The following is a 23,746-nucleotide window of genomic DNA, read 5'->3' as shown; positions in this document are numbered from 1 at the left end:
TAGCCGGAAGGACAATCTCCCGGCTAAAGCCGGTCCTACGGGAGAAACATCAAAGCAATGCACATGCGGTGGTGGACTTCACTGCCCGTTCACCCGCATCAGCACATAATCTTCCTTGTCAAAACGCCCATGCAGCAACACCGGCAGATCTGCCAGCCGGGTCCCTTTCAAGGCCATGTAACTGCTGTTGCTCATCATCACGTAAGCCGGCCCGCTCACCGCCACCAACTGCTGTGACGTCTGCGTGAACTGCGGTTGCAGGTCGTGATCCAGATTGACCATGAACTTGATCGCCTTGGCGTCCTTGCCCATGACATGCAAAACCAAGGGCAGCGGGTCCTTTTGCATGACCTGATCCACCTGAAGGCTGAAGCTGCGGGTGTCATACAGATTGCGCTCGACCGGCTCGAACACCCAGATATAACTCGACCACACCGCCAGCACCGCACACGCCGCCAGACCGTAGACCCGCAACCGGGGTCTGAACAGTGACGCCAGGGCAAGAATCTGCAGCAAGCCGAGGAAAATCAGCACGCCGCCGATGCTGGTCAACTGCTCGGGAAAGCGCTGTCGGGCAACCAGCAGCAAGCCAATGAACAGCCCCGGCAACACACAGAGAACGGCCATGACCAACGCCCGCAGCCCGCTCAGCCACTTGTTGCCGACCGCCTGGAAGGGATAGGCCGCAATAATCGCCGCCATGGGCACCATCGGCAGCATGTAGCGGGCTTTCTTGGCCTGGGGCACCGACAGGCCGACCATAACAATCAACCCCGCCGCCAGACAGGCCCAGACCAGGCGCAGCTCCGGCCCCTGATGACGCCAGCGGCTCAGCACCAGGGTTAACAGCACGACGATAGCCAAAGGATAGGCGATGGCGAAATTGCCCAGGGAACTGGTGAAGTAATAGGTCGGGCTGCTGGTCCCTTCGCTGCCATCCATGCGTGAAGTGAACTGCATGCGCACCACTTCGGCGACGAAATCGCTGCCGCCACTGACCTTGGCCAGCAGCAGCAACAGCGCGATGCAAGCCGCCAGCAGCGCCGCAGCGGCGAACCCGAAGATGAACATGCGCCGCCACTGCCCGCTCAACATGTAATAGCTGCACAGGATGCCGGTCGGCACCACCAAACCTATCGGCCCACGAATGGCGAAGCCCAGCACCAGCAGGACAAAGATCCAGGTCAGGCGCCGGGGCTTGCCGAAATGATCGGCGGCGTAGCCCAGGTAGAACACCGCAAAAGCCACGGTGGCGAGCATCTGGTCAAGGGAAACCGCACGCGTCTCGCTGATGAAGGTGGTACTGAGCATCAGCAGGGTAATGCTCAGTAGCGCCCACTGTCGCGAGTAGGGTGCCAGCAGGCGGTACATCAGCATGATCAGCAAGGCCGAGGAGATGGCCGTGGGCAGCCAGGCCGTCAGACTGGTCACCCGACCCAGAGGCAAGGAGAACAGATAAATGAGAAAGGTCGAAGTGGAACTGTAATCCGCGTAAGGCTCGCCATAGGTGGTCGGGAAAAAGCCGGGGCCGTGGCGCAGCATTTCCTGGGCAAACAGAACAAAACGCGAATCGAAACCGATGGCCGCCTGATGCGGATCACCGATAATAAACACAATCAATGCAAGCACACCCACCACCAGGGCATGCAGATAACTATCAGAGGCCGATAGAACAGAATTCCGACCAGGCGCGAGGAATGACACTGCACACGTTCCTTATTCTCAATGAATCACACGTTCCTCCCGGTTCTGTCGAAAGAACCGGGCGGTATACAGAGTTTTACCTGTTTGCCCGGTTCAATGCACCTGAATTAATGAACAACCACGATACATTGCGAATAATCGCAGTTGAGCGCTTCACCGCTTGCGCAATACATAGACCCGCCACATGGCATACAACGGAATGAAATCAAGACGAGACTGAATATCGAACCCGGCCTGAGCAAACTCGGCCTCGACGATTTTCTCCGGCAGGACAAAACGATTCTGATAGCCATGCACCTTGTTTTGCTGCAAACGTTTCTTCTCCTGCTGCTTGCGCCGCCAGGACTTGAAGTTGCCATCGACCCACAGGGAGATGATTACCGTCTCACGGGTCACACGATGGAATTCCGCCAGCAAAGCCTTGCGGTGCTCGGCTTCACCGATATGGTGCAGCAGGCGCATGCAGAAAATGGTATCGACCGAATTGTCCGACAGACCGGTATCGAACGCCGACATCTGCCTCAGCTCGACACGCTCGACGATATCCAGTGGCTGGCCCCTGGCGGCCGTACGCAGCATGCTTTCCGAGTTGTCGGCGGCCATGATCACGCGGTTTTGCTTTTCCGCCAGTACCGGCCAGAAGCGCCCGGCACCACAGGGCAGGTCCAGCACCAAGCCAGGATCACCGGCTATTTCCAGTGCCTTGCGGGCCAATTGCATATCCCGCCAGTTGGACAGCCGGCGAGAAAGACCATTCCGGTGTTTGTGCAAGTACTGTTGTGCGTGTTCGTCATTATACTTTTCGGAAAACTTGAGTTTGATCTGAGTCATGGCAAGTTGCCTCCCTGAGCAAGTAACGCACTCTAACCAAGACGACGTAAACGATAAGTTGTACCCATGTGAAAATTTCATCAACCGGTAACACCCCATGTAAAGCCGAGATTACATATCGACAAACGGGCACATAAACATGTAACAAGATATATATTAACTGGACTTTCCAGGCACGACGCAACAACCACGAACAAACCTGTTCGCAGCAGTGCAGATAAAAATTAGAATGTGTTTTCGTAGGAGGGTGTTGCTATAACCCCACAGTAAAGCAGCAACCATGAGGCTCGCGGGTCGTGAGGGAAACCGTCCAGCGCTGGTTGTCACAGATACGCTGGACCAACGACAACCCCAGACCCAATCCTTCGCCGCGCTGCTCGTCGCCACGTACGAAGGGCTGGAACATGGCCTGCTGTTTTTCCAGAGGGATACCGATACCGCTGTCCTCGACCATAAAGCCGTGCTCAGTGAGCGTCAGGCGAATAAAGCCTGTATCGGTGTAGTGCCAGGCATTGCGCAGCAAGTTACCCATCACGGACTGTAACAGGGTCGGGTTATAGCGCCCCGTTGCCGACGCACAAGGCACATAGATAAGTTGCAGGCCCTTTTCCTCGATAGGTTGGCGCCAGACCTCCAGTAACTCGTCGGCGACCTGGCTCAGACTCTGCTGGCAGGCAGGCTGCGTCGCCTGAACCTCGGTGCGCGCCAGCAACAGAAAGGTCTCGACCAGTTGCCGCATGCCCAAGGTCGCCCGACTGACCCGGCTGACCTGGGTCCGCGAGCGTGAATCCAGGCCCGGATGATCCAGCAGCAATTCGCAGGAGCTGGCCAGGACCATCAACGGAGTGCGCAACTCGTGGCTGACGTCGCTGGTAAAGAGCTTCTCACGCTGCAACGCGGCACGCAGGCGCCCGAGGGTCTGGTCGAAGGACAACGCCAGTTCGCCGACCTCATCCTTGGCATAATCCTCGGCCAGCCTTGGCGCTACTTCGAGGATCTGGTCGCGATGACGGACCTGCCCGGCCAGGCGAATCACCGGCGCCATGACCCGCGAGGCCAGCAATCGTCCCAGCAGAATGGCCAACAATATGCTGAGAATAAAACCGATGAACACCACGCCGAACAGGATGCGCTCGCGCTTGGCGAACTTGCGCTGGTCGCGCAGCAGCACATAACGACGATCATCGACCCGCTGCACGATGACGTAATAGCTTTTCTTGCCCCGTTCCAGTTCGTGATAGCCGGGCTGCAGATCAATCAGGTCGTCGCTGAGGGCCAGATCACCCTGACCTCCCTCGAAATAGAACAGCTCTTCTTTTTCCGGGCGATGACGCCAGTCGCTGATATTGTCCTGCGACAGCATCCGCCGCAGATCGCTGCCCAGGCTGATGGCCGTCAGGCGCTTCTCGACAATATGCACGGTGACAAAAATGCCCACGGCAAAGGTCCCTGCCACCAACGCACTCATCAGGGCAAAAACGATCACGATTCGTTGTTTTAAGCTGTGCTTGATATCCATCGGGGTCCAGACATACCCATTACTCATGTAGACGACGCCAACGGCCACCCTGTCGACGTCAACGGCAGGCAATGATTATCAAATGAGCGATGTCATGGTTTCGTCAAATCCCCGGATTTTTTCAGCTTTGTATCAACTGACACGAATTCCACACGGTTTTGACGTTTTTTTCTCATGTCGGCAATTAGTTTGCTGCCACTTTCAACTGCTAATGATTCGCATTGGCCAAGATATGGCAACCTCATCTCCTGTCAGGAATCGACAACGACATGCCTAGCAAAACTCATTCATTCGTCAACAGCGTGCTGTTCTCCGCCATGCTTCTGGGTACGTCCTGCGTTTACGCGGCCGATGATGGCATCGTGGTCTACAACGCCCAGCACGAAAGCCTGACCCAGGCCTGGGTCGACGGTTTCACCAAGGAGACCGGCATCAAGGTCACCCTGCGCAATGGCGATGACAGCGAGATGGCCAACCAGATCGTCCAGGAAGGCAAGGCCTCACCGGCTGACCTGTTCCTGACCGAGAACTCACCGTCAATGGTGCTGGTGGACAAAGCCGGGCTGTTCGCCCCGGTAGCGCCTGCCACTTTGTCCCAGGTCGACGCGCCGTATCGCCCGGCCCATGGCACCTGGGTCGGCATCGCCGCACGTTCGACCGTACTGGTCTACAACAAGGACAAACTCAAGCCGGCCGATCTGCCCAAGTCCCTGCTGGATCTGGCCGAGCCAAGCTGGAAAGGCCGCTGGGCCGCGTCGCCCGCCGGTGCCGACTTCCAGGCCATCGTCGGCGCCATGCTCGCGCTTAAAGGCGAGGCCGCTACCCTGGAATGGCTCAAGGGCATGAAAACCAACGCCACTGCCTATCGCGGCAATGGCACCGTGCTCAAGGCGGTCAATGCCGGGCAGATCGACAGCGGCGTGATCTTCCACTACTACAGCCTGATCGATCAGTCCAAGACCGGCGAAAACAGCAAGAACACCTCGCTGTACTACTTCAAGCACAAGGATCCGGGCGCTTACGTGAGCATCTCCGGCGGCGGCGTACTGGCCTCCAGCAAACATCCGGAACAGGCCCAGGCGCTGTTGAAGTGGATCACCGGCAAACAAGGCCAGGCCATCCTCAAGGACGGCAACTCGTTTGAATACGCCGTGGGTGCAGGTGCCCAGTCCAACGACAAACTGGTGCCTCTGGAGCAGCTCGATGCTCCGGTGCTGGACAGCTCGAAACTGGACAGCAAGAAGGTCGTGGAGCTGATGACCAAGGCCGGGATTTTGTAAGTGCCGTCAGAGTCCGCTCAAGCATTGACGCAAAACGCCGCCGGGGAGGCCTTATACGCCACCCCGGCGGCTTTGCGTGCGCGTCGCTCCAATGGCAAGCACCCGCCCCTGTGGATCAGCAGCAGCGCCATCATGCTCTCGCTGCTCGCGCTGCTGCCCCTGGGTTTTATTCTGGTCATTGCCTTTCAGACTGGCTGGGCGACGGTCAGCGAACTGGTATTTCGACCACGGGTCGCAGAGCTGCTGGTCAATACCCTGCTGCTGGTGCTGCTGACCATTCCGCTGTGCATCGTGCTCGGGGTCGCCATGGCCTGGCTGACCGAGCGCACCGAGCTGCCCGGGCGGCGTATCTGGTCCCTGCTGGCGACCGCGCCGATTGCCGTACCGGCCTTTGTGCACAGTTATGCCTGGGTCAGTCTCACCCCTTCATTGCATGGGTTGCCGGCGGCGGTGCTGATTTCCGTGCTGGCGTATTTCCCCTTCCTGTATTTACCCATCGCGGCGTCCTTGCGGCGCCTCGATCCGGCCATCGAAGATGTCGGCCAATCCCTGGGCCTGAAGCCCTGGGCCGTGTTCCGCCGCGTGGTGTTGCCGCAACTGCGCCTGGCGATCTGTGGTGGCTCGCTGCTGGTGGGTCTGCATTTACTGGCCGAATACGGCCTGTACGCGATGATTCGCTTCGACACCTTTACGACGGCGATCCTTGATCAGTTTCAGTCGTCCTTCAACGGTCCGGCGGCCAACATGCTGGCCGGGGTCCTGGCGTTGTGCTGCCTGTTGCTGCTGAGTGTCGAATCAATACTGCGCGGCAAGGCCCGCTATGCCCGGGTCGGCTCCGGCAGCGCCCGTGAACCGCGCCTGCAACGCCTGTCCAGCCGGGGCAATAGCCTGGCCCTGCTGCTGCCGATCGGTCTTAGCGCCCTGGCCCTGGGTGTGCCGCTGCTGACCCTCGGTAACTGGCTGATCGCTGGCGGCGTACAGGCCTGGCATGGCGCGAGGATCCTCGACGCCCTGCAGCAGACCATGGTGCTGGCCGGCTTCGGCGCTGTACTGACCACCTGTGCGGCGATCCCGGTGGCCTGGCTGTCGGTCCGTTCGCCGGGACGTCTGCATCGCCTGCTGGAAAGCTGCAATTACATCGCCAGCGCCTTGCCGGGCATTGTTGTCGCCCTGGCCCTGGTGACTATCACCATTCACTTCGCCCAGCCGATCTACCAGACCGCCGTGACCGTGCTGTTGGCCTATCTGCTGATGTTCCTGCCCCGGGCCCTGGTCAGCCTGCGCGCCGGGATCGCCCAGGCCCCGGTGGAGCTGGAGCATATTGCCCGCAGCCTCGGTCGCTCTCCGGCACAGGCCTTGTGGCGCGTGACCATGAAACTGGCGGCGCCATCGGCGGCTGCCGGAGCGGCCCTGGTGTTCCTCGGCATTACCAACGAGTTGACCGCCACCCTGCTGCTGTCGCCCAGCGGTACACGCACCCTGGCCACCGGTTTCTGGGCCATGACCTCGGAAGTCGACTATGCCGCCGCTGCGCCCTATGCCTTGATCATGGTGCTGCTGTCGCTGCCGTTGACCGCCCTTCTCTACCATCAATCCAAACGCACGGCAGGCCGATGAACGCCCTGGAACTCCACGCTATCCATAAGTCCTTCGGCGGCGTACCCGCCATCAAGGATGTCAGCCTGAGCATTGCCCCAGGCAGCCGCACGGCGATCGTCGGCCCATCCGGCTCGGGCAAGACCACTCTACTGCGCATGATTGCCGGGTTTGAGTTTCCCGATTCCGGGCGCATCGCCCTTCACGGTCAGTGGCTGGTCAACGAACAGGGCGAAGTCCCCGCCCATCAACGCAATATCGGCTATGTCCCCCAGGATGGCGCGCTGTTCCCGCATCTGAATGTGGCCGACAACATCGGCTTCGGCCTGCCCGGCAACAGCGCTGGCAAGCGTCAGCAAGTGGCGCAGCTGATTGAACGGGTCGCCCTGGATCCGGCCATGGCCAGCCGCTGGCCCCATGAATTGTCCGGCGGCCAGCAACAACGCGTGGCCCTGGCCCGGGCCTTGGCCCAGCAACCTCGGTTGATGCTGCTGGACGAACCGTTCTCGGCGCTGGATACCGGCCTGCGCGCCGCCATGCGCAAAAGCGTGAGCAAGGTCCTGGCCGAAGCCGGTATCGCGACGATTCTGGTCACCCATGATCAGGCCGAAGCGCTGTCGTTCGCCGATCAGCTACTGGTCATGCGTCAGGGCCGCCTGGTCCAGGCAGGTGCACCGCGGGCGCTGTATCTGAATCCGATCGATGAAGAGACCGCCGTGTTTCTCGGCGATGCCCTGGTATTGACGGCCCTGGTTGATCAGGGTCTGGCTCATTGCGACCTGGGCCTGGTGCCCGTCAGCGATGTTCGTTGCCAGGGTCAGGTGCGCATCATGCTGCGCCCGGAACAGGTGCTATTGATTGCGCCGCACGCGACGACGGGCAACATTCAGGGGCGGGTGACGGATATCGACTTCGGTGGCAACAACTGCCTGGTCACGGTGGAGCTCGATCCGCCCCTGTCGTCACGACCGGTCAAGCCACGCTCGATCGTGGTCCGCAGCCCCGGCCTCGACATTCCGGCGGTGGGCAGTCGGGTCGGTTTTTCCATCCAGGGCCACGCCCACGTGTTTCGCTGAAGCCTGCCGGTTCAGGCGGGCTCGCCGTCCTTGCCGAAAAGACACACGCACACGACAAGAGCGACCACCACCGGCACGATCAGGCCCCACAGGCCGCAGAGCAGATAACACAGCGCCGCGACGATGCAGCCCAGGGCAAAACCCAGCAGGTTATGCACCACCGGTTTGAGGCGCAGACGGATGGCGGCGCGTTGTTCCGGGTCACGTTGCTCGAACAGGGCAAAGACATCCACCGCCAGTTGCGTCACGTTACCGGTCATCAGAGTGGTCGGTGGCGCACCTTTCATGTGCTGGCGCGACACGGCATTTTGAATGGCCATGGCTGCGACACCGGTCATGCCGGTGAGCAACGCCAGGCCACTGTCGCTGTCACTGAACGGCCCGAAGCACACGCCGAACAGGGCGAACAATGCCAGCAACACGGTGTGGGCGATCAGCAACGGCCGCAGCGGCGCCAGGCCACGGCGATTGATCATCACCGCCGCCAGATGGCTGAGCCCCACCACCAGTACAAACACCGGCAAGGCCAGCAACTTGGCTATCGCGCCGGACGTGCCATGCACAATGCTCACCCCCAGCGTTACGAAGTTACCGGTGACATGGGCGGTGAACAGCCCCTGCAGGGCGAGAAAGCCCAGCGTGTCGACAAAGCCGCCATTGAAGCTGAGGGCCGGGGCGACGGAGCGGTGTGGCGTGGAAGGCATGGGGGCGGTTTCCTTAACGACGCGGTTCGTGGGAGCGTGGCTTGCCCGCGAAGGCGATTTATCAGACACAGAATAGGTATCGAATGTACCGACCTCTTCGCGGGCAAGTCGGAACGCCGCCCGCACGCTCCCACGGTGTGCTATTCCCGGCTGCGCCGCAATGCCTGCCGACAACAGATAGCACACCGATTCAAATCACCCGTGCAACTGGGCCAGACAGCGCTCCAGGATGTCCAGGCCTTCACTGAGAATACGTGCCTCGGTGGTCAGCGGGGCCAGCAGACGAATGATGTGCCGGGACTTGCCGCTGGGCATCAGCAGCAAGCCATTGTTACGCGCCAGTTCCAACAACTGTGCAAGTTGTGCGGTGGCCGGTTTGCCTTGCGGCGTGAGCAATTCGATACCACGCATGGCGCCAACGCCGGTCAGGCGGCCGAGATAGGGTGACAGTTTGCGTTCCTGCCAGTCCTGATAACGCTCGGCGAGCATGCCGGCCTGCAGGCTGTTCCAGGCGGCGAGGTTGGCATCGGTCATCTCGTCCAGGGTCGCCAACGCCGCCGCACAGGCAATCGGGTTACCCGAATAGGTGCCACCCAGCCCGCCCTTGGGCAACGCATCCATCAAAGCCTTGCGCCCGACCACCGCGCCCAGCGGTACGCCACCGGCAATGCTCTTGCCAAGCAGTATCAGGTCCGGCTCGATAGCCAGACGGCTGAAGGCGAAGCGCTCGCCGGTACGACCAAAACCCGACTGGATTTCGTCGACGATCAGTACGATGCCCTTTTCATCGCACAGACGCCGCAACGCCTGAGCAAACTCGATATCCAGCGCGAGGAAGCCGCCCTCGCCCTGCACTGCTTCGACTATGAAACAGGCAACGTCGTCGATATCGATCTCGACACTGAACAACCGGTCCATGGCCTTGAGCGCTTCGGCGCAGCTCACGCCATTGTCGGCGCTGGGGTAAGGCAGGTGATATACAGGGCCGGGCAATACACCGACCTTCTGCTTGTAAGGGGCGACCTTGCCATTGAGGTTCAGGGTCGCCAGGGTGCGACCATGAAAGGCACCGTCAAAGGCGATCACCGCCGTACGCCCGGTGGCGCCACGCACGATCTTCAAGGCGTTCTCCGCCGCTTCCGCACCGCTGTTGGTGAGCATGCCGCTTACCGGATAGCTGACCGGAATGAACGCCGCCAGACGCTCGATATATTGCTGGTACGGCAGATGCGGCACCGCGTTGAAACAGTAATGGGTCAACTGACCGGCCTGGCGGGTAATGGCTTCAACCACCCGCGGATTGCAATGACCGAGGTTAAGCACACCGATGCCGCCGACGAAATCGATAAAGCGCCGCCCCTCGGTATCCCATACCTCGGCGTTGCGGCCATGGCTCAGGCTCAGCGGATGGACATGGGAGACGGACTGGCTGACCGCGCTCATACACGCACCTGCCCGCTCGCCGAAGCGGTCACAGAGTCAGGCGAAAAGTGGGTAACGCGGTTACGCAAGGCCATGCTCGAATCGTCCTGCTGACAAGGGAAAGGCTGTCATCTAAGCGACGATCGGGCCCTGGCAACAAGCGAAATAAAATCGTTGATTCATTCCACGATGGAATCGTTAGTTGTAGATATTTTCCGCCGGGTTTGCTTTCCTGACCAAGGAGCGAGGAAAATGACCGCTCTTGCGCCTGCTGTGCGCCTCAGATTATTCCCGATGCCACGGACCGCGCTCGGTCGGTGGTGTCTCTGCCGAGAACCCAGAATGGTTTCAAGACCCGTCATCAATGCTTCGGTCAGCCCCAAGGGCAGCCTGGAAACCCTGTCGCAGCGTGAAGTGCAACAACTCAGCGCCGCCGGTTCGGGCAGTGTCTACAAACTGTTTCGCCAGTGCGCCCTGGCCATCCTCAATACTGGCGCCCATGTTGATAATGCCAAGACCATTCTCGAAGCCTACGAGAGCTTCGACGTATTGATTCATCAACAGGACCGTGGCGTGCGCCTGGAGCTGCTCAATGCCCCGGCCGATGCCTTCGTCGATGGCGAGATGATCGCCAGCACCCGCGAGATGCTGTTCAGCGCCCTGCGCGACATCGTTTACACCGAAAGCGAACTGGACAGCCAGCGCATTGACCTGAGCAGTTCCCAGGGCATCACCGACTACGTTTTTCATCTGCTGCGCAACGCCCGCACCCTGCGTCCCGGCGTCGAGCCGAAGATGGTCGTATGCTGGGGCGGTCACTCGATCAATACCGAAGAATACAAATACACCAAGAAGGTCGGCCACGAGCTGGGCCTGCGCAGCCTGGATATCTGCACCGGTTGCGGTCCGGGCGTGATGAAGGGGCCGATGAAAGGCGCCACCATCGCCCATGCCAAGCAACGCATTACCCACGGCCGCTATCTGGGCCTGACCGAGCCGGGCATCATCGCCGCCGAGGCACCGAACCCGATCGTCAACGAACTGGTGATTCTGCCGGATATCGAGAAGCGTCTGGAAGCCTTCGTTCGCGTGGGTCACGGCATCATCATCTTCCCCGGCGGCGCCGGTACGGCCGAAGAGTTCCTGTACCTGCTCGGCATTCTCATGCACCCGGACAACCGTGACGTGCCCTTCCCGGTCATTCTCACCGGGCCGAAAAGCGCAGCGCCGTACCTGCAGCAGCTTGACGCTTTTGTGGCTGCGACCCTCGGCGATGCGGCCAAGGCGCACTACCAGATCATCATCGACGATCCGGCCGAAGTCGCGCGGCACATGACCCAGGGCCTGAAACAGGTCAAACAGTTCCGCCGCGAACGCAACGACGCCTTCCACTTCAACTGGCTGTTGAAGATCGAAGAAAGCTTCCAGCGCCCGTTCGATCCGACCCACGCCAACATGGCCAACCTGCAGCTGGATCACAGCCTGCCGGCCCATGAACTGGCGGCCAACCTGCGTCGCGCGTTCTCCGGTATCGTCGCCGGCAACGTCAAGGACAAGGGTATCCGCCTGATCGAAGAACACGGTCCGTACGAAATCCACGGTGACGCGACGATCATGCAGCCACTGGACAAGCTGCTCAACGCCTTCGTCGAACAGCACCGGATGAAATTGCCGGGCGGCGCGGCGTATGTGCCGTGTTATCGGGTGGTGACCTGACAACCCGCTGATTCGCGGGCAAGCCCGGCTCTCACAGGGATCCACAGTGGGAGCAGGCTTGCCTGCGAAGGCAATGCCAGCCGCGAAAGATGTACAGGCTGAACCGCCCCCTTCGCAGGCAAGCCTGCTCCCAAAACCGACTCACCTGCCCACTCAACTGACCTGCGCCCGCAACCGCGCCACATCCTTGAGCGGCGAAGCGCCGAACAGGCGGCTGTACTCGCGGCAGAACTGCGACGGGCTTTCGTAGCCCATACGGTAGCTGGTCGAGGACACATCGCTGTCTTCGCTGATCAACAGGCGCCGGGCTTCCTGCAGGCGTAACTGCTTCTGGTACTGCAACGGGCTCATGGCCGTTACCGCCTTGAAACGCTGATGCAAGGTCGACGGGCTCAAATGAACCCGTTGCGCCAACTCGTCGATGCGCAACGGTTCGACGTAGTGATTGTTCAACCATTCGATGGCACGGCTGACCCGCTGGGTCTGGCTGTCGGGAATGGCAATTTCCAGCAGGCGCGCGCCCTGCCTGCCGCGCAATACCCGATAGAAAATCTCGCGCAACGCCATGGGCGCCAACAGCGCGATGTCCTCCGGCGTTTCCAGTAATCCAACCAGGCGCATCAGGGCGTCGAGCAAAGGCGTATCCAGCTCATCCAGAAACAACCCGCGACCGGTGCTTGCAGACGCCTCGATTTTCGGGATATCAGCCAGTAACCCGGCAATTTCCGCTGCGTCGATATCCAGGCGCACGCACAGATACGGCTCGTCGGCACTGGCCTGAATGACCTCGCCGGACAGCGGCAGCGTGACCGACACCACCAGGTAATTCAGCGCATCGTAGTGGTAGAGCTCATGCCACAGACGCACCTGCTTGCGCCCTTGCAGAATGACGCACAGCGCCGGTTTATGCAGGACATGCAGGGTTTCGCCGGGCTCATCGACGCGAATGAAATTCAGGCTCGGGATGCTTGTTTCATAGGTGCCCGGCAGTGGCGCCAGGCGCTTGATCCGCACCACCAACTCGGCCCGGCGCACGGCGGCCGGGTCCAGTGAAGACGAGCTAAAAGGGGTAACTGCGGTCATGGCGGTGAAGTCCGTGGCGATCAGGCCTCATTCATCCACGACGCCTGAGCCGCTGTCAACGCGGGCGCTGCGGCTGTACAGGATCAGGCAAAAACCGCGAAGGATCCGTATAACGTCGCCGGATTGCTGCGCCCTACTCTGGCCCCCCTACCAACCAGGGAGTCACCCACATGTCCACTTCAAACAAAGTCATTCTGATCACCGGCGCCAGCAGCGGCATCGGCGAAGCCACCGCTCGCCTCCTGGCCGCCCAGGGCGCTCGCGTCGTGCTCGGTGCACGGCGCACCGACCGCCTGCAAACCCTGTGCACCGAGATCAACGCTGAAGGCGGCAACTCCCTGTATCAGGCCCTGGATGTCACTGATCGTGCCGATGTGCAGGCCTTTGTCGACTTCGCCGTCAGCCAGCATGGTCGTATCGATGTACTGATCAACAATGCCGGCGTCATGCCCCTCTCGACTCTCGACGCCCTGAAAGTCGAGGAATGGGACCGCATGATCGACGTCAATATTCGCGGTGTATTGCACGGCATCGCCGCCGGGCTGCCGCTGATGCAGGCGCAACGTTCGGGACAGTTCATTAACATCGCCTCCATCGGAGCCTACACCGTCAGCCCTACCGCCGCCGTCTATTGCGCGACCAAATTTGCCGTGCGGGCAATTTCCGAGGGCCTGCGTCAGGAGGTCGGCGGCGATATTCGCGTCACGCTGATTTCCCCGGGCGTGACCGAGTCGGAGCTGGCCGAGAGCATTTCCGATGAAGGCGGCCGTACCCTGATGCGCGAGTTCCGCCGGATCTCCATCCCGGCCATGGCCATTGCCAGGTCGATTGCCTATGCGGTGGAGCAACCGGCGGATGTCGACGTCAGCGAACTGATCGTACGGCCGACAGCCAGTCCTTATTAAAGCACAACCCCTGTGGGACCGGCTTTAGCCGGGAAAGCGCAGGCATGATCAGTACATTTCTATTGCCTTCAATATCGCCTTCCCGGCTAAAGCCGGTCCCACAATGAAATACATGCATTCAGTTGGCGGGTTGAGTTTGACAGCAACAGGTCGAGCTTGGCTTTCGTGATGCAGTGCTCACGCCCGGCCGGGGGGAACTGGCACACTGGCCACAGGTCTGAGCCACGCCGCCCCATCGCCTGCCAATCAAGGAAGTCCCATGTTCGATGCCTCGTCGCGACTGCCCCGCTGGAGCCTGGTCAGCCTGCTGGTGTGGCTGTGCCTGGTCAGCCTGAGCCACGCCGCCGATAGCCCGTTGTTGCCGGTGATGCATGGCCGGGTCAACGACCTGACCCAAACCCTCGACAACCCGACACGCCAGCGCCTGGAGCAAAAGATCGCCGCCCTGGAAACCCGCAAGGGCGCGCAGATAGCCGTCCTGCTGCTGCCCAGCACTGGCGATATGAGCATCGAAGACTTTGCCAACCAACAGTTCCGTATCTGGAAGCTGGGCCGCAAGGATGCCAATGATGGCGTGCTGCTGGTCGTGGCCAAGAATGATCACAAGATGCGCATCGAAGTCGGCTATGGTCTGGAAGGCTCCATCACCGACCTCGTGGCCAGCCAGATTATCCGCGAGCGCATGACCCCGGCCTTTCGCGACGGCCACTTCGACCAGGGTATCGAACAGGCGGTAGACGCTTTGATTCTGCTGGTAGACGGCGAATCGCTGCCCGAATCGTCGCCATGGCAGATGCCGCTACAGGCCTATGGCGTGCTGATCGCCTTTATCCTCGGCGCTGTCCTGGGAGTGCTGGCCTTTGCCAAGAAACTGACATGGCGCTGGACCCTGGGCCTGGCGCTGTTGAGCACCGCCATTCTGGTCGCTGCAACCGGTGGTCAGGAATGGCCCGCGCAACTGTTGGTCGTGCCGCTTTGCCTGTTGGTGGGCGGCGCAACGTTTGGCGCGCTGTGGATGGCGCGCACGGCGTTCTACGTGGTGCTCGGGCTGATCGCTTATATCGTGGTGATGGTGGTTGTCAGCCGCAGTCTCGGCTCGGCTGTGCTGATCTATGGCCTGGCGTGGCCGGCGGGAGTGCTGTTGTTTGTCGGCCTGTGGTTCGGCATGTTCCTGCTGATGCGCGCGACCTGGCGCAAAAGCCCGCTCAGCTTCTGGATTCGCCTGCTGATCGCCGTGGCTATCGCCCTGCTCGGCGGTCAGGCCGCCAATGGCTTGAACCATCTGCAGACCTGGCTGGTGCTGCTGCCGGGCTTCTGGATTCTGTCGTTGATTCTGTTCAGCATCGGCAAGGGCAGCGGGTTTAGCGTCGGCACGTCGTCGGGGGGCTCGAGCCGCTCCAGTTCCAGCTCGAGTTCCAGTTCCTCCGGTGGCGGCGGATCCAGTGGTGGGGGTGGCGCCTCCGGGAATTGGTAAACATCACCACACGCAACCTATACGCCGTGATTACATTGTGGAAGCGGATTCATCCGCGAATGGGTAGGCACAGCCGATACATATTCATCGTCTAAAATACCGTTTTCGCGAATGAATTCGCTCCAACAATTAACGCCTGAAGAATTCGCTCACATCAGACTCAGAACGAATAATCCGCACTCAAGGTCGCGCCACGCCCTGCCCCCGGCACGCCATAACCGCGGCCGTTGTACTGCGCCCAGTAATGCTTGTCGAACAGGCTGTTGAAGTTCAGGCGCACAGGTGGTCCAGACGTTAAAGGCATTCTGCGGGTATTGGCCAGTTGCAGGCCCTGCTCTGAGCCGTTGTAGGCCTTGATCAGCTTGCTGTTCTCGTGGTTGTAGCCGACATACACCGACAAAAGCCGTATTCATAGAAGCAAAAGTCTATCAATCAGATTCTCCGACCAACGGCGAGTTTTGTATTGCAATCCCCAGCCAGCGCCACTCAATACAATCCGTTACATTTCACAAATCCCGGACATACTCCTCGATAGCATGGATATCGCCCCGGTCGCTAAGGCAAAGCCTCCAAAAAGACCTCGACACATCATGAAATATTGTTTTTATTCAATATGTTAAATTCATTCCCGTTTTCATTCAGCAAGGCCCCGCACATGACCAGAGTCCCTGTTTCCGCCCAGGTCCGGCGACCATGAAAGACGTTGCCGTCGTGCTGTATCCCGACTTTCTGCTGCTCGACATGGCCGGGCCGCTCGAAGTGTTCTCCATTGCCAACCGTTATCTGGACGCGGCGAATCATTACCGAATGACCACCGTTGGCACTCAGTCGACGCTGATACGTGCGTCCAACGGCGTATCGGTGCAGGCCGACACCTGCATCGACAACGATCAGGGCGTCTATGATCTGCTGCTGGTGCCCGGCGGCCCTGGTGCCTACAACGACCGCCACCCGGCCCTGCAAAACTGGCTCAATAACGCTGTGCGGCAGTCCCGGCGCTACGGCTCGATCTGCACCGGCGCCTTTATTCTCGGCCACGCGGGCCTGCTCGATGGTTTTCAGGTCACCACCCACTGGAACTACATCGACCGCCTGACCAAAGCCTTTCCCAAGGCGCTGGTCGGTACGGATCAGATCTACATTGAAGACCGTCAGGTGATCACCTCCGGCGGCGTCACGGCGGGGATCGACCTGGCACTGGCCGTGGTGGCCGAAGACCATGGGCGCAAGGTCGCGTTGTCGGTGGCCAAGGTGCTGCTGGTGGCCATGAAGCGCCAGGGCGGCCAGGCCCAGTTCAGCCCGATGCTGGCAGCGGTGTCCGCCGAGGACTCGCCCATCACCCGGGTGCAAAACCATGTTCTGGATAATCTGCAAGAAGAATTCAATATCGAATGCCTGGCCCAATTGGCCCAGATGAGCACCCGGCACTTCACCCGCATGTTTGCCAAAGAAGTCGGGAGTACCCCCACCGAGTTCATCCAGAGCGCGCGCATCGACCGCGCCCGGCAACTGCTGGAAACCACCGACCTGCCCCTGAAGACCATCGCCTGGCGCAGCGGTTTTGGCAGCGTGCGGCATATGCGTTTACTCTTCAGCGACAAGCTGGGCCTGACGCCCAGTCATTACCGCCAGCAATTTGGCTGATCGCGCAGAAGTTGTACGACGAATGGTGGCTAAATGTTTATTTGCGAATAAGCTCAATATAAACAAATAGTTAGTTGTACAGCTTGTGGCTTATCCAAAAAAACTGCTTGCCGCTCAAGGAAGAACGGCAGGATCTGATCTAACCTTCGCCCAAGCATTTGGTCACAAAAAAACCTGTGGCCCGATTATCAAAATCAAGGACGAAGTAATGCATTCGAGTTCTTCTTTTTCTGACGACGTCCCGGCAACCCCCAACCCTACCTTCGCTTGGCTACCCCTGTTGCTCGCCGTACTGGGCGCTGCTGCCGTCCTGCTGACGGGAGGCGTCAATGCACAACCCTTGGGCCTGGCCGCTGGCCTGCTGGTCCTCGGAGCCCTGGCCAGCCTGTGGGGCGCCAGTCAGCAGCGTCAGCAACTGGCAGCCCTCAGCAGCCATCATCACAGCGCCAGCCAGTCTTCCCGGCAAAGCGCCAGCCAATCGCAAAACAACGGTCTGGCCGCTATCTGCCTGAAGACCGTGCCGATCTGGTCCAAGCAGATCGAAAGCTCCCGGGCTCAGACCGAAACCGCCATCGTCGAGTTGAGCAACCGCTTCTACGGCATCTCCAATCGCCTGCAGGAAACCGCCAATGCCTCGCAACTGGCGGCAGGTGACCTCGCTGGCAACAGCGCCGACGGCGCCCTGCAGGTGCTGGCCCAGAGCGACGATGAGCTGCTACGGGTGATCGATTCGCTCAAGGCCACCCAGCATAGCCGCGACGAGATGCTCGCCCAGGTCAATAACCTGACCGACTACACCGGAGAGCTGCGGGCCATGGCGGCCGATGTCGCCGCCATCGCCGCGCAAACCAACCTGTTGGCCCTCAACGCCGCCATTGAGGCCGCCCGTGCAGGGGAAGCCGGACGCGGCTTTGCCGTGGTCGCCGATGCTGTGCGCACCCTGTCCAGCCAGTCCAGCGAAACCGGGCAGAAGATGTCGGCCAAGGTCGACATCATTAACGGCGCCATTACTCAGCTTGTGCAGGCGGCAGCGAGTAGCGCCGGGCATGACAGCAACTCGGTGACCGAATCGGAAAACAGCATTCAACTGGTGCTCGAACGGTTCAAAAGCATCACCCGACGTCTGTCGGAATCCGCCGGTCTGCTGCAGGAGGAAAGCGCCGGTATCCGCAACGAGATGACCGAGGTGCTGGTCAGTCTGCAATTTCAGGATCGGGTCAGCCAGATCCTCAACCATGTGCGCAGCAATATGGAGGCCCTGCACCAGCATCTGCTCGACGCCCGTCAGGACCCGGAAAAACTCGATCAGATCGATGTCAAGGCGTGGCTGGCCAACATGGAGTTGACCTACGCCACCGACGAACAGCGCCAGAACCACCATGGCAGCACCGCCGCTTCGACGACTCACGAAATCACTTTTTTCTAGTTTCCAGGAGCACTAACTCATGGCCAAAAACGTAATGGTTGTCGACGATTCCAGCAGTGTCCGCCAGGTCGTCAGCATTGCCCTGAAGAGTGCCGGTTACGACGTAATCGAGGCTAGCGACGGCAAGGATGCGCTGGGCAAACTCACGGGGCAGAAAGTCCACCTGATCATCAGCGACGTGAACATGCCGAACATGGACGGCATCACCTTCGTCAAGGAAGTGAAGAAGCTGGCCAGCTACAAGTTCACACCGATCATCATGCTCACGACCGAATCCCAGGAGTCGAAGAAACAGGAAGGCCAGGCCGCCGGTGCCAGGGCCTGGGTGGTAAAGCCCTTCCAGCCTGCGCAGATGCTGGCCGCCGTGGCCAAGCTGATCATGCCCTGACCGGCAGGAGCCGTTGCCATGTCGATTACCTGCCAAAGCCATCAAGGCACCGCCCGGGTCAGCATTGAGGGCGAAATGACCATCTACACCGCCGCCGAGCTTGGCGCCGTACTCCTGCCGTTGCTGGCTGACATGCAGAACAACAGCGACGACCTGGCCATCGACCTGTCCCAGGTCACCGAGATGGACAGCGCCGGTGTGCAACTGCTGATGCTGAGCAAGCGCGAAAGCCAGCGCGCCGGCAAGGCCCTGCACCTGGACGGGCATAGCCAGGCGGTGCTGGAGACGTTCGAGCTGTGCAACCTGGCACCCTACTTTGGCGATCCGTTGATCCTCGCTCCAGATGAATGAATGGGGTTGAAAATTCATCTGTGGGAGCGAATTCATTCGCGAAGAGGACGGTAGATCCGACAAATCCTCAGGGTTTAAACACCGTATTCGCTCCCACAGTTAGCCCCCGTAGAAGTCTCCATGCAGCGTTCGAACACACAAAAGTGAGTCTGGATATTTGCAGTCGTCCCGCTTTTAAAGGATGTAACCGTGGGCATTAATCTCGACCAAGCACAACAGACCTTTATCGTCGAAGCACGCGAGCTGTTGCAGGAGATGGAAGAGTCCCTGCTGCGCCTGGAAACCCGGCCCGACGATCCGGACATCCTCGGTGCGATTTTTCGTGCCGCCCACACCATCAAGGGCTCGGCCGGTTTGTTCGGCCTGGACGCCATCGTCGGTTTCACCCATATCGTCGAAGATGTGCTGGATCGTCTGCGCGACGGCGAGATACAGGTGAATACAGCGCTCATCGCCCTGCTGCTCAAGTGCGGCGACCACATGCTTGAACTGATCGAAGTGGTCGCCAGCCAGGGCCGCAGCCTCGACAGCGCCGCCGTCGCCCGGGAGGAAAGCCTGCGCCAGGAACTGCAGCAATACCGCAGCGCCAGCACTGCCATGACCACCCAAAGCCCCGCGCCTGCGCCCCAGAACACTGAGGTGCAGACCATCAGCGGCGATACCGTCAGCTCGGACCTGTGGCATATCTCTCTGCGTTTCGGCCCCGATGTGCTGCGCAATGGCATGGACCCGCTGTCGTTCCTGCGTTACCTCAATACCCTGGGCGAAATCGTCTATATCACCACCCTGGCCGATGCCATGCCCACCCTCGGCGAGGTGGATGCCGAGAGCTGCTACCTGGGCTTCGAGATCGACTACCGCTCCAACGCCAACAAGGCAGAGATTTCCGAAGCCTTCGACTTTGTCCGCGACGATTGCCTGATTCATATCATCGCCCCCCACAGCCGCATCGAAGAATACCTGCAACTGATCGAAGCCCTGCCGGAGCACCCGACCCGTCTAGGCGAGATTCTCACCAACTGCGGCGCGCTGACCGAGCATGAGCTGGAGCAAGGCCTGCGCACGCAACGCCAGGCTGCGAGCCAGGAGGTCACGCCACAGCCGTTGGGCGAAATCCTGATCGAGCAACGCGCCGTTGAACCGGTGGTGGTGCAGTCGGCCCTCGACAAGCAAAACGGCATGCAGGAGCAAAAAACCAAGGAAGGCCGCTTTGTCCGGGTCAACGCCGACAAGCTCGACGAGCTGATCAACCTGGTCGGCGAACTGGTGATCGCCAGCGCCGGCGCCAGCCAGTTGGCCCGCACCTGCCAGAACGATCCCTTGCAGGAATCGGCCTCGGTGGTCTCGGGCCTGGTCGAGGAGATTCTCGACGGCGCCCTGGGCCTGCGCATGATCCCCATCGGCGATACCTTCAATCGTTTCCGCCGGGTGGTGCGCGACGTCAGTCAGGAACTGGGCAAGGATATCGACCTGCTGATCAGCGGCGCCGATACCGAACTGGACAAGACAGTGGTGGAAAAGATCGGCGATCCGTTGATGCACCTGCTGCGCAACGCCATGGACCATGGCCTCGAAGCGCCCCAGGCCCGACTCGCGGCGGGCAAGCCGCTCAAAGGTCTGTTGCGCCTGAATGCCTACCATGACGCCGGAACCATCGTCCTGGAAATCGCCGACGACGGCGCTGGCCTCAACCGCGAGCGCATCCTCGCCAAAGCCCAGGAGCGCGGCCTGGTGCCAATGGGTGCCAACCTCAGCGACCAGGAAATCTACAACCTGATCTTCGAGCCGGGTTTCTCCACCGCCGAAGCGGTGACCAACCTGTCCGGGCGCGGGGTCGGCATGGACGTGGTCAAGCGCAATATCACGGCCCTGCGTGGCAGCGTCGACCTCGACAGCCAGCCAGGCCTGGGCACCACGGTGCGCATCCGGCTGCCCCTGACGCTGGCGATCATCAGCGGCTTTCTGGTCAACGTCGATCAGGCAATCTACGTCATTCCCCTGGACATGGTGCAGGAATGCATCGAGCTCAACGAAGCCGATCACCCGTCCCGGGAAAGCGGCTATCTGGACCTGCGCGGCGAGGTCCTGCCCCTGGTCAGGCTGCGTGATCACTTCGGTCACGAAGGTGAGCCCAGCGGCCGTCAGAACGTAGTGGTGGTGCGCTGCGCCGAACAAAAGGCCGGGCTGGTCGTGGATGACCTGCTGGGCGAATTCCAGACCGTGATCAAACCCCTGGGCAAGCTGTTCGGCGCCCTGCGCGGGATCAGCGGCTCGACCATTCTCGGCAACGGCTCGGTGGCGTTGATTCTTGACGTGCCCTCGCTGCTGACCCAGATCGTAAGCATGGAAAACCGTAACGCGTCGCTTCTTTCCCGCCCGGCTGCCAACAGTTCCCTCCAAGGAGGAATGCCCCAATGAAATGGTTCTATAACCTGAAAATCGCCACCAAGCTGATCACCTCGTTCATGATCGTGCTGGGGTTGACCGCTGCCATGGGTGTCTTTGCCATCTATCAGCTGAGCCAGGTCAACCAGACCGCCACAGATCTGGGCACCAACTGGATGCCATCCATGCGCATGGCCTCGGGCATGCGTTTTTTTGCGGCCAATTACCGCTTAAAGGAATTTCGCCATATTGCGACGGACTCAGCCGAAGAGAAGGCACCGATTGAAGCAGAGGCCGCAGACTCGAAGAAACAGATTGATACCCGTATTGAGTCTTACGGCAAAATTCTCTCCAATGCCGATGACAAGGCGCTGTTCGACACCTTCGTCAACGACTGGAATGCTTACCAGGCCGTCAGTGCCAAGCTATTCAGCGAGTCCAGGCAGAACCGCAGCGAAGAAGCCCACGCAATCCTCTACGGCGAATCTCGGCGTCTGTTCGACACGGTCACCACCGACCTGCAAAAAATGGTCGAACTCAACGCCAGCGGCGGCAGCGAGGCCACTGATCGCGGCAACAAGCTTTATGGCGACTCACGCCTGTCAATCATCGTCGTGTTGGTCGTAGCCCTGCTGATCGGCTTTGCTCTGGCGCTGTTCATTGCCCGAATCATTTCCCGGCCCCTGCGTGAAGCTGCAGACGTCGCCGGGCAACTGGCCGAAGGCGATCTGAGTGCCCGGATCGAGGTGCGTTCGCGGGATGAAACCGGCCTTTTGCTGGCTGCCATGCAGAATATGATCGCCAAGCTGTCGCATATCATCGGCGAAGTGCGTAACACCGCCGACAACCTGGCCAGCGCCTCCGAAGAGGTCAGCGCCACGGCCCAGTCCATGAGCCAGGCCACCAGTGAGCAGGCCGCCAGCGTCGAGGAAACCAGCGCGTCCATCGAACAGATGAGTGCCAGCATCAATCAGAACACCGAGAACGCCAAAGTCACCGACGGTATGGCCAGCAAGGCCGCTACCGAAGCCACCGATGGCGGCGAGTCGGTGCAGCAGACCGTAGTCGCGATGAAGAAAATCGCCCAGCGCATCAGCATCATCGACGACATCGCCTACCAGACCAACCTGCTGGCCCTCAATGCTGCCATTGAGGCCGCTCGCGCGGGGGAGCACGGTAAAGGCTTTGCCGTGGTCGCCGCCGAAGTGCGCAAGCTGGCAGAGCGCAGTCAGGTCGCCGCCCAGGAAATCGGCGAGCTGTCCTCCAGCAGCGTCGAAATGGCGGAAAAGGCCGGCAAGCTCTTGGGCGAAATGGTCCCGTCAATCAACAAGACCTCGGATCTGGTCCAGGAAATCAGCGCGGCCTCGGAAGAACAGGCTGCCGGTGTTGCCCAGATCAATACAGCCATGAATCAGCTCAATCAGGTCACGCAGCAAAACGCCTCCAGCAGCGAAGAACTGGCCGCCACCGCCGAAGAAATGAGCAGCCAGGCCGAGCAGTTACAGCAGGTCATGAGCTTCTTCCGCCTCGAAGTCGGCGGCAAGGGTGCGCAGCCTTCGATCCAGCTCAAAAACAGCGAAAACCGCAAGCCACCCAGGGCACCACAACAGCCCGTGGCCCGACAACCGAACTTTGCCTATCAAACCGCCAGCGGCCCTGACGAAGCTGACTTCACCCGGTTCTAAAGGAGGCTCAAGCCATGGGTGCACTTGCTACGACCAGCCAGAAACTGCCCGCCGCCCGGGAGGAAGAAGCGCAATACCTGACCTTCATGCTCGGCGGCGAAATGTTTGCCATCGCCATCCTCGGCATCAAGGAGATCATCGAGTACGGCAACCTCACTATAGTGCCGATGATGCCCGCCTTCGTGCGCGGGGTGATCAACCTGCGCGGCGCGGTCGTGCCAGTGGTTGACCTGTCGGCGCGCTTCGGCCGACAGAACTCGGATATCACCCGACGCAGTTGCGTGGTCATCATCGAAGCCGCAGGCGATAACGGTCAGCCCCAGGATATCGGCCTGCTGGTAGATACGGTATCGGCAGTGATGGAGATCGCCGCCAGCGCCATCGAGCCACCGCCCAGCTTCGGCGCACGGATCCGTGCCGACTTCATCAGCGGCATGGCCAAGGTCGAGGGCAAGTTCGTGATTGTCCTGGACGTGGACCGGGTGCTGTCCATCGACGAGATGTCCAGTCTCGCCGCCGGTGAACTCGTCGCCGAACCGCCACCACAGGGATAAGTG

20 protein-coding genes are annotated in these 23,746 nt (G+C 60.4%); 13 read left to right on the top strand and 7 right to left on the bottom strand.

Annotated elements, in window-relative coordinates; genetic code table 11:
- Positions 1-78: 78 nt before the first annotated feature.
- The 3 genes from AC1Z24_RS13330 to AC1Z24_RS13320 all read right to left on the bottom strand — a co-directional run bounded on the left by AC1Z24_RS13330 (position 79) and on the right by AC1Z24_RS13320 (position 4,054).
- Entirely contained in the window at positions 79-1,635 is a 1,557-nt protein-coding gene (locus AC1Z24_RS13330) for an ArnT family glycosyltransferase (RefSeq protein ID WP_483746622.1), read from the bottom strand.
- A gap of 222 nt (positions 1,636-1,857) precedes the next feature.
- Positions 1,858-2,535, bottom strand: coding sequence for a class I SAM-dependent methyltransferase (locus AC1Z24_RS13325; RefSeq protein ID WP_483746028.1), 678 nt, complete (start codon positions 2,533-2,535; stop codon positions 1,858-1,860).
- Between the two features lie 253 nt (positions 2,536-2,788).
- Positions 2,789-4,054, bottom strand: coding sequence for a sensor histidine kinase (locus tag AC1Z24_RS13320; RefSeq protein WP_483746621.1), 1,266 nt, complete (start codon positions 4,052-4,054; stop codon positions 2,789-2,791).
- 317 nt (positions 4,055-4,371) lie between these two features.
- Here AC1Z24_RS13320 and AC1Z24_RS13315 point away from each other — a divergent pair, with 317 nt between their 5' ends.
- The 3 genes from AC1Z24_RS13315 (at position 4,372) to AC1Z24_RS13305 (ending at position 8,006) form a co-directional block, all read left to right on the top strand.
- Positions 4,372-5,334 carry an iron ABC transporter substrate-binding protein gene (locus AC1Z24_RS13315; protein WP_483746620.1) on the top strand — a complete coding sequence of 321 codons (963 nt, stop codon included), beginning with the start codon at positions 4,372-4,374 and terminating at the stop codon, positions 5,332-5,334.
- Between the two features lie 132 nt (positions 5,335-5,466).
- Positions 5,467-6,951, top strand: a complete 1,485-nt coding sequence (locus tag AC1Z24_RS13310) for an ABC transporter permease (protein WP_483746619.1) — start codon at positions 5,467-5,469, stop codon at positions 6,949-6,951.
- Positions 6,948-8,006 (top strand): ABC transporter ATP-binding protein, encoded by a 1,059-nt coding sequence (locus AC1Z24_RS13305; RefSeq protein ID WP_483746027.1) that lies wholly within the window; start codon positions 6,948-6,950, stop codon positions 8,004-8,006. The genes AC1Z24_RS13310 and AC1Z24_RS13305 overlap by 4 nt, the downstream gene beginning before the upstream one ends.
- A gap of 11 nt (positions 8,007-8,017) precedes the next feature.
- Here the strand turns inward: AC1Z24_RS13305 and AC1Z24_RS13300 are convergent, their stop codons facing one another.
- Both AC1Z24_RS13300 and AC1Z24_RS13295 read right to left on the bottom strand, forming a co-directional pair.
- Entirely contained in the window at positions 8,018-8,710 is a 693-nt protein-coding gene (locus AC1Z24_RS13300; RefSeq protein ID WP_483746026.1) for a YoaK family protein, read from the bottom strand.
- Between the two features lie 195 nt (positions 8,711-8,905).
- Positions 8,906-10,153, bottom strand: coding sequence for a 2-aminoadipate transaminase (locus AC1Z24_RS13295; protein WP_483746025.1), 1,248 nt, complete (start codon positions 10,151-10,153; stop codon positions 8,906-8,908).
- A gap of 321 nt (positions 10,154-10,474) precedes the next feature.
- On the opposite strand from AC1Z24_RS13295, the gene ppnN reads away from it, so the two are divergent.
- Positions 10,475-11,848, top strand: coding sequence for a nucleotide 5'-monophosphate nucleosidase PpnN (gene ppnN, locus AC1Z24_RS13290; RefSeq protein ID WP_483746024.1), 1,374 nt, complete (start codon positions 10,475-10,477; stop codon positions 11,846-11,848).
- Between the two features lie 153 nt (positions 11,849-12,001).
- On the opposite strand, the gene AC1Z24_RS13285 is transcribed toward ppnN, so the two are convergent.
- Positions 12,002-12,931: an AraC family transcriptional regulator gene (locus AC1Z24_RS13285; protein ID WP_483746023.1), complete on the bottom strand. Its 930-nt coding sequence runs from the start codon at positions 12,929-12,931 to the stop codon at positions 12,002-12,004.
- 170 nt (positions 12,932-13,101) lie between these two features.
- Between AC1Z24_RS13285 and AC1Z24_RS13280 the strand changes: the two genes are divergently transcribed.
- Both AC1Z24_RS13280 and AC1Z24_RS13275 read left to right on the top strand, forming a co-directional pair.
- The gene (locus AC1Z24_RS13280) at positions 13,102-13,836 is read left to right on the top strand and encodes an SDR family oxidoreductase (protein ID WP_483746022.1); all 735 of its coding nucleotides are present in this window, start codon (positions 13,102-13,104) and stop codon (positions 13,834-13,836) included.
- A 259-nt stretch (positions 13,837-14,095) separates the two neighbouring features.
- Positions 14,096-15,310, top strand: a complete 1,215-nt coding sequence (locus AC1Z24_RS13275) for a TPM domain-containing protein (RefSeq protein WP_483746021.1) — start codon at positions 14,096-14,098, stop codon at positions 15,308-15,310.
- A gap of 160 nt (positions 15,311-15,470) precedes the next feature.
- Here the strand turns inward: AC1Z24_RS13275 and AC1Z24_RS13270 are convergent, their stop codons facing one another.
- Complete coding sequence (locus AC1Z24_RS13270) at positions 15,471-15,710, bottom strand: hypothetical protein (protein ID WP_483746020.1); 240 nt, start codon at positions 15,708-15,710, stop codon at positions 15,471-15,473.
- Positions 15,711-16,003: 293 nt separating this feature from the next.
- Between AC1Z24_RS13270 and AC1Z24_RS13265 the strand changes: the two genes are divergently transcribed.
- The 7 genes from AC1Z24_RS13265 (at position 16,004) to AC1Z24_RS13235 (ending at position 23,743) form a co-directional block, all read left to right on the top strand.
- Entirely contained in the window at positions 16,004-16,954 is a 951-nt protein-coding gene (locus AC1Z24_RS13265; protein ID WP_483746019.1) for a GlxA family transcriptional regulator, read from the top strand.
- 208 nt (positions 16,955-17,162) lie between these two features.
- The gene (locus AC1Z24_RS13260; protein WP_483746018.1) at positions 17,163-18,380 is read left to right on the top strand and encodes a methyl-accepting chemotaxis protein; all 1,218 of its coding nucleotides are present in this window, start codon (positions 17,163-17,165) and stop codon (positions 18,378-18,380) included.
- 19 nt (positions 18,381-18,399) lie between these two features.
- Positions 18,400-18,768 carry a response regulator gene (locus AC1Z24_RS13255; RefSeq protein WP_259110230.1) on the top strand — a complete coding sequence of 123 codons (369 nt, stop codon included), beginning with the start codon at positions 18,400-18,402 and terminating at the stop codon, positions 18,766-18,768.
- Between the two features lie 18 nt (positions 18,769-18,786).
- A complete protein-coding gene (locus AC1Z24_RS13250; RefSeq protein WP_483746017.1) occupies positions 18,787-19,119 on the top strand; it encodes an STAS domain-containing protein in 333 nt (110 codons plus the stop codon).
- Positions 19,120-19,308: 189 nt separating this feature from the next.
- On the top strand, positions 19,309-21,537 hold the full coding sequence (locus tag AC1Z24_RS13245; RefSeq protein WP_483746016.1) for a chemotaxis protein CheA: 2,229 nt from the start codon (positions 19,309-19,311) through the stop codon (positions 21,535-21,537).
- Positions 21,534-23,189, top strand: a complete 1,656-nt coding sequence (locus tag AC1Z24_RS13240) for a methyl-accepting chemotaxis protein (RefSeq protein ID WP_483746015.1) — start codon at positions 21,534-21,536, stop codon at positions 23,187-23,189. The genes AC1Z24_RS13245 and AC1Z24_RS13240 overlap by 4 nt, the downstream gene beginning before the upstream one ends.
- Before the next feature lie 14 nt (positions 23,190-23,203).
- Complete coding sequence (locus AC1Z24_RS13235; protein ID WP_483746014.1) at positions 23,204-23,743, top strand: chemotaxis protein CheW; 540 nt, start codon at positions 23,204-23,206, stop codon at positions 23,741-23,743.
- Positions 23,744-23,746: the final 3 nt, after the last annotated feature.

Source organism: Pseudomonas sp. JL23 (assembly GCF_056933585.1).
The sequence above is the reverse complement of the archived record's forward strand: the minus strand, read 5'-3'. Positions and strand labels throughout refer to the sequence as shown.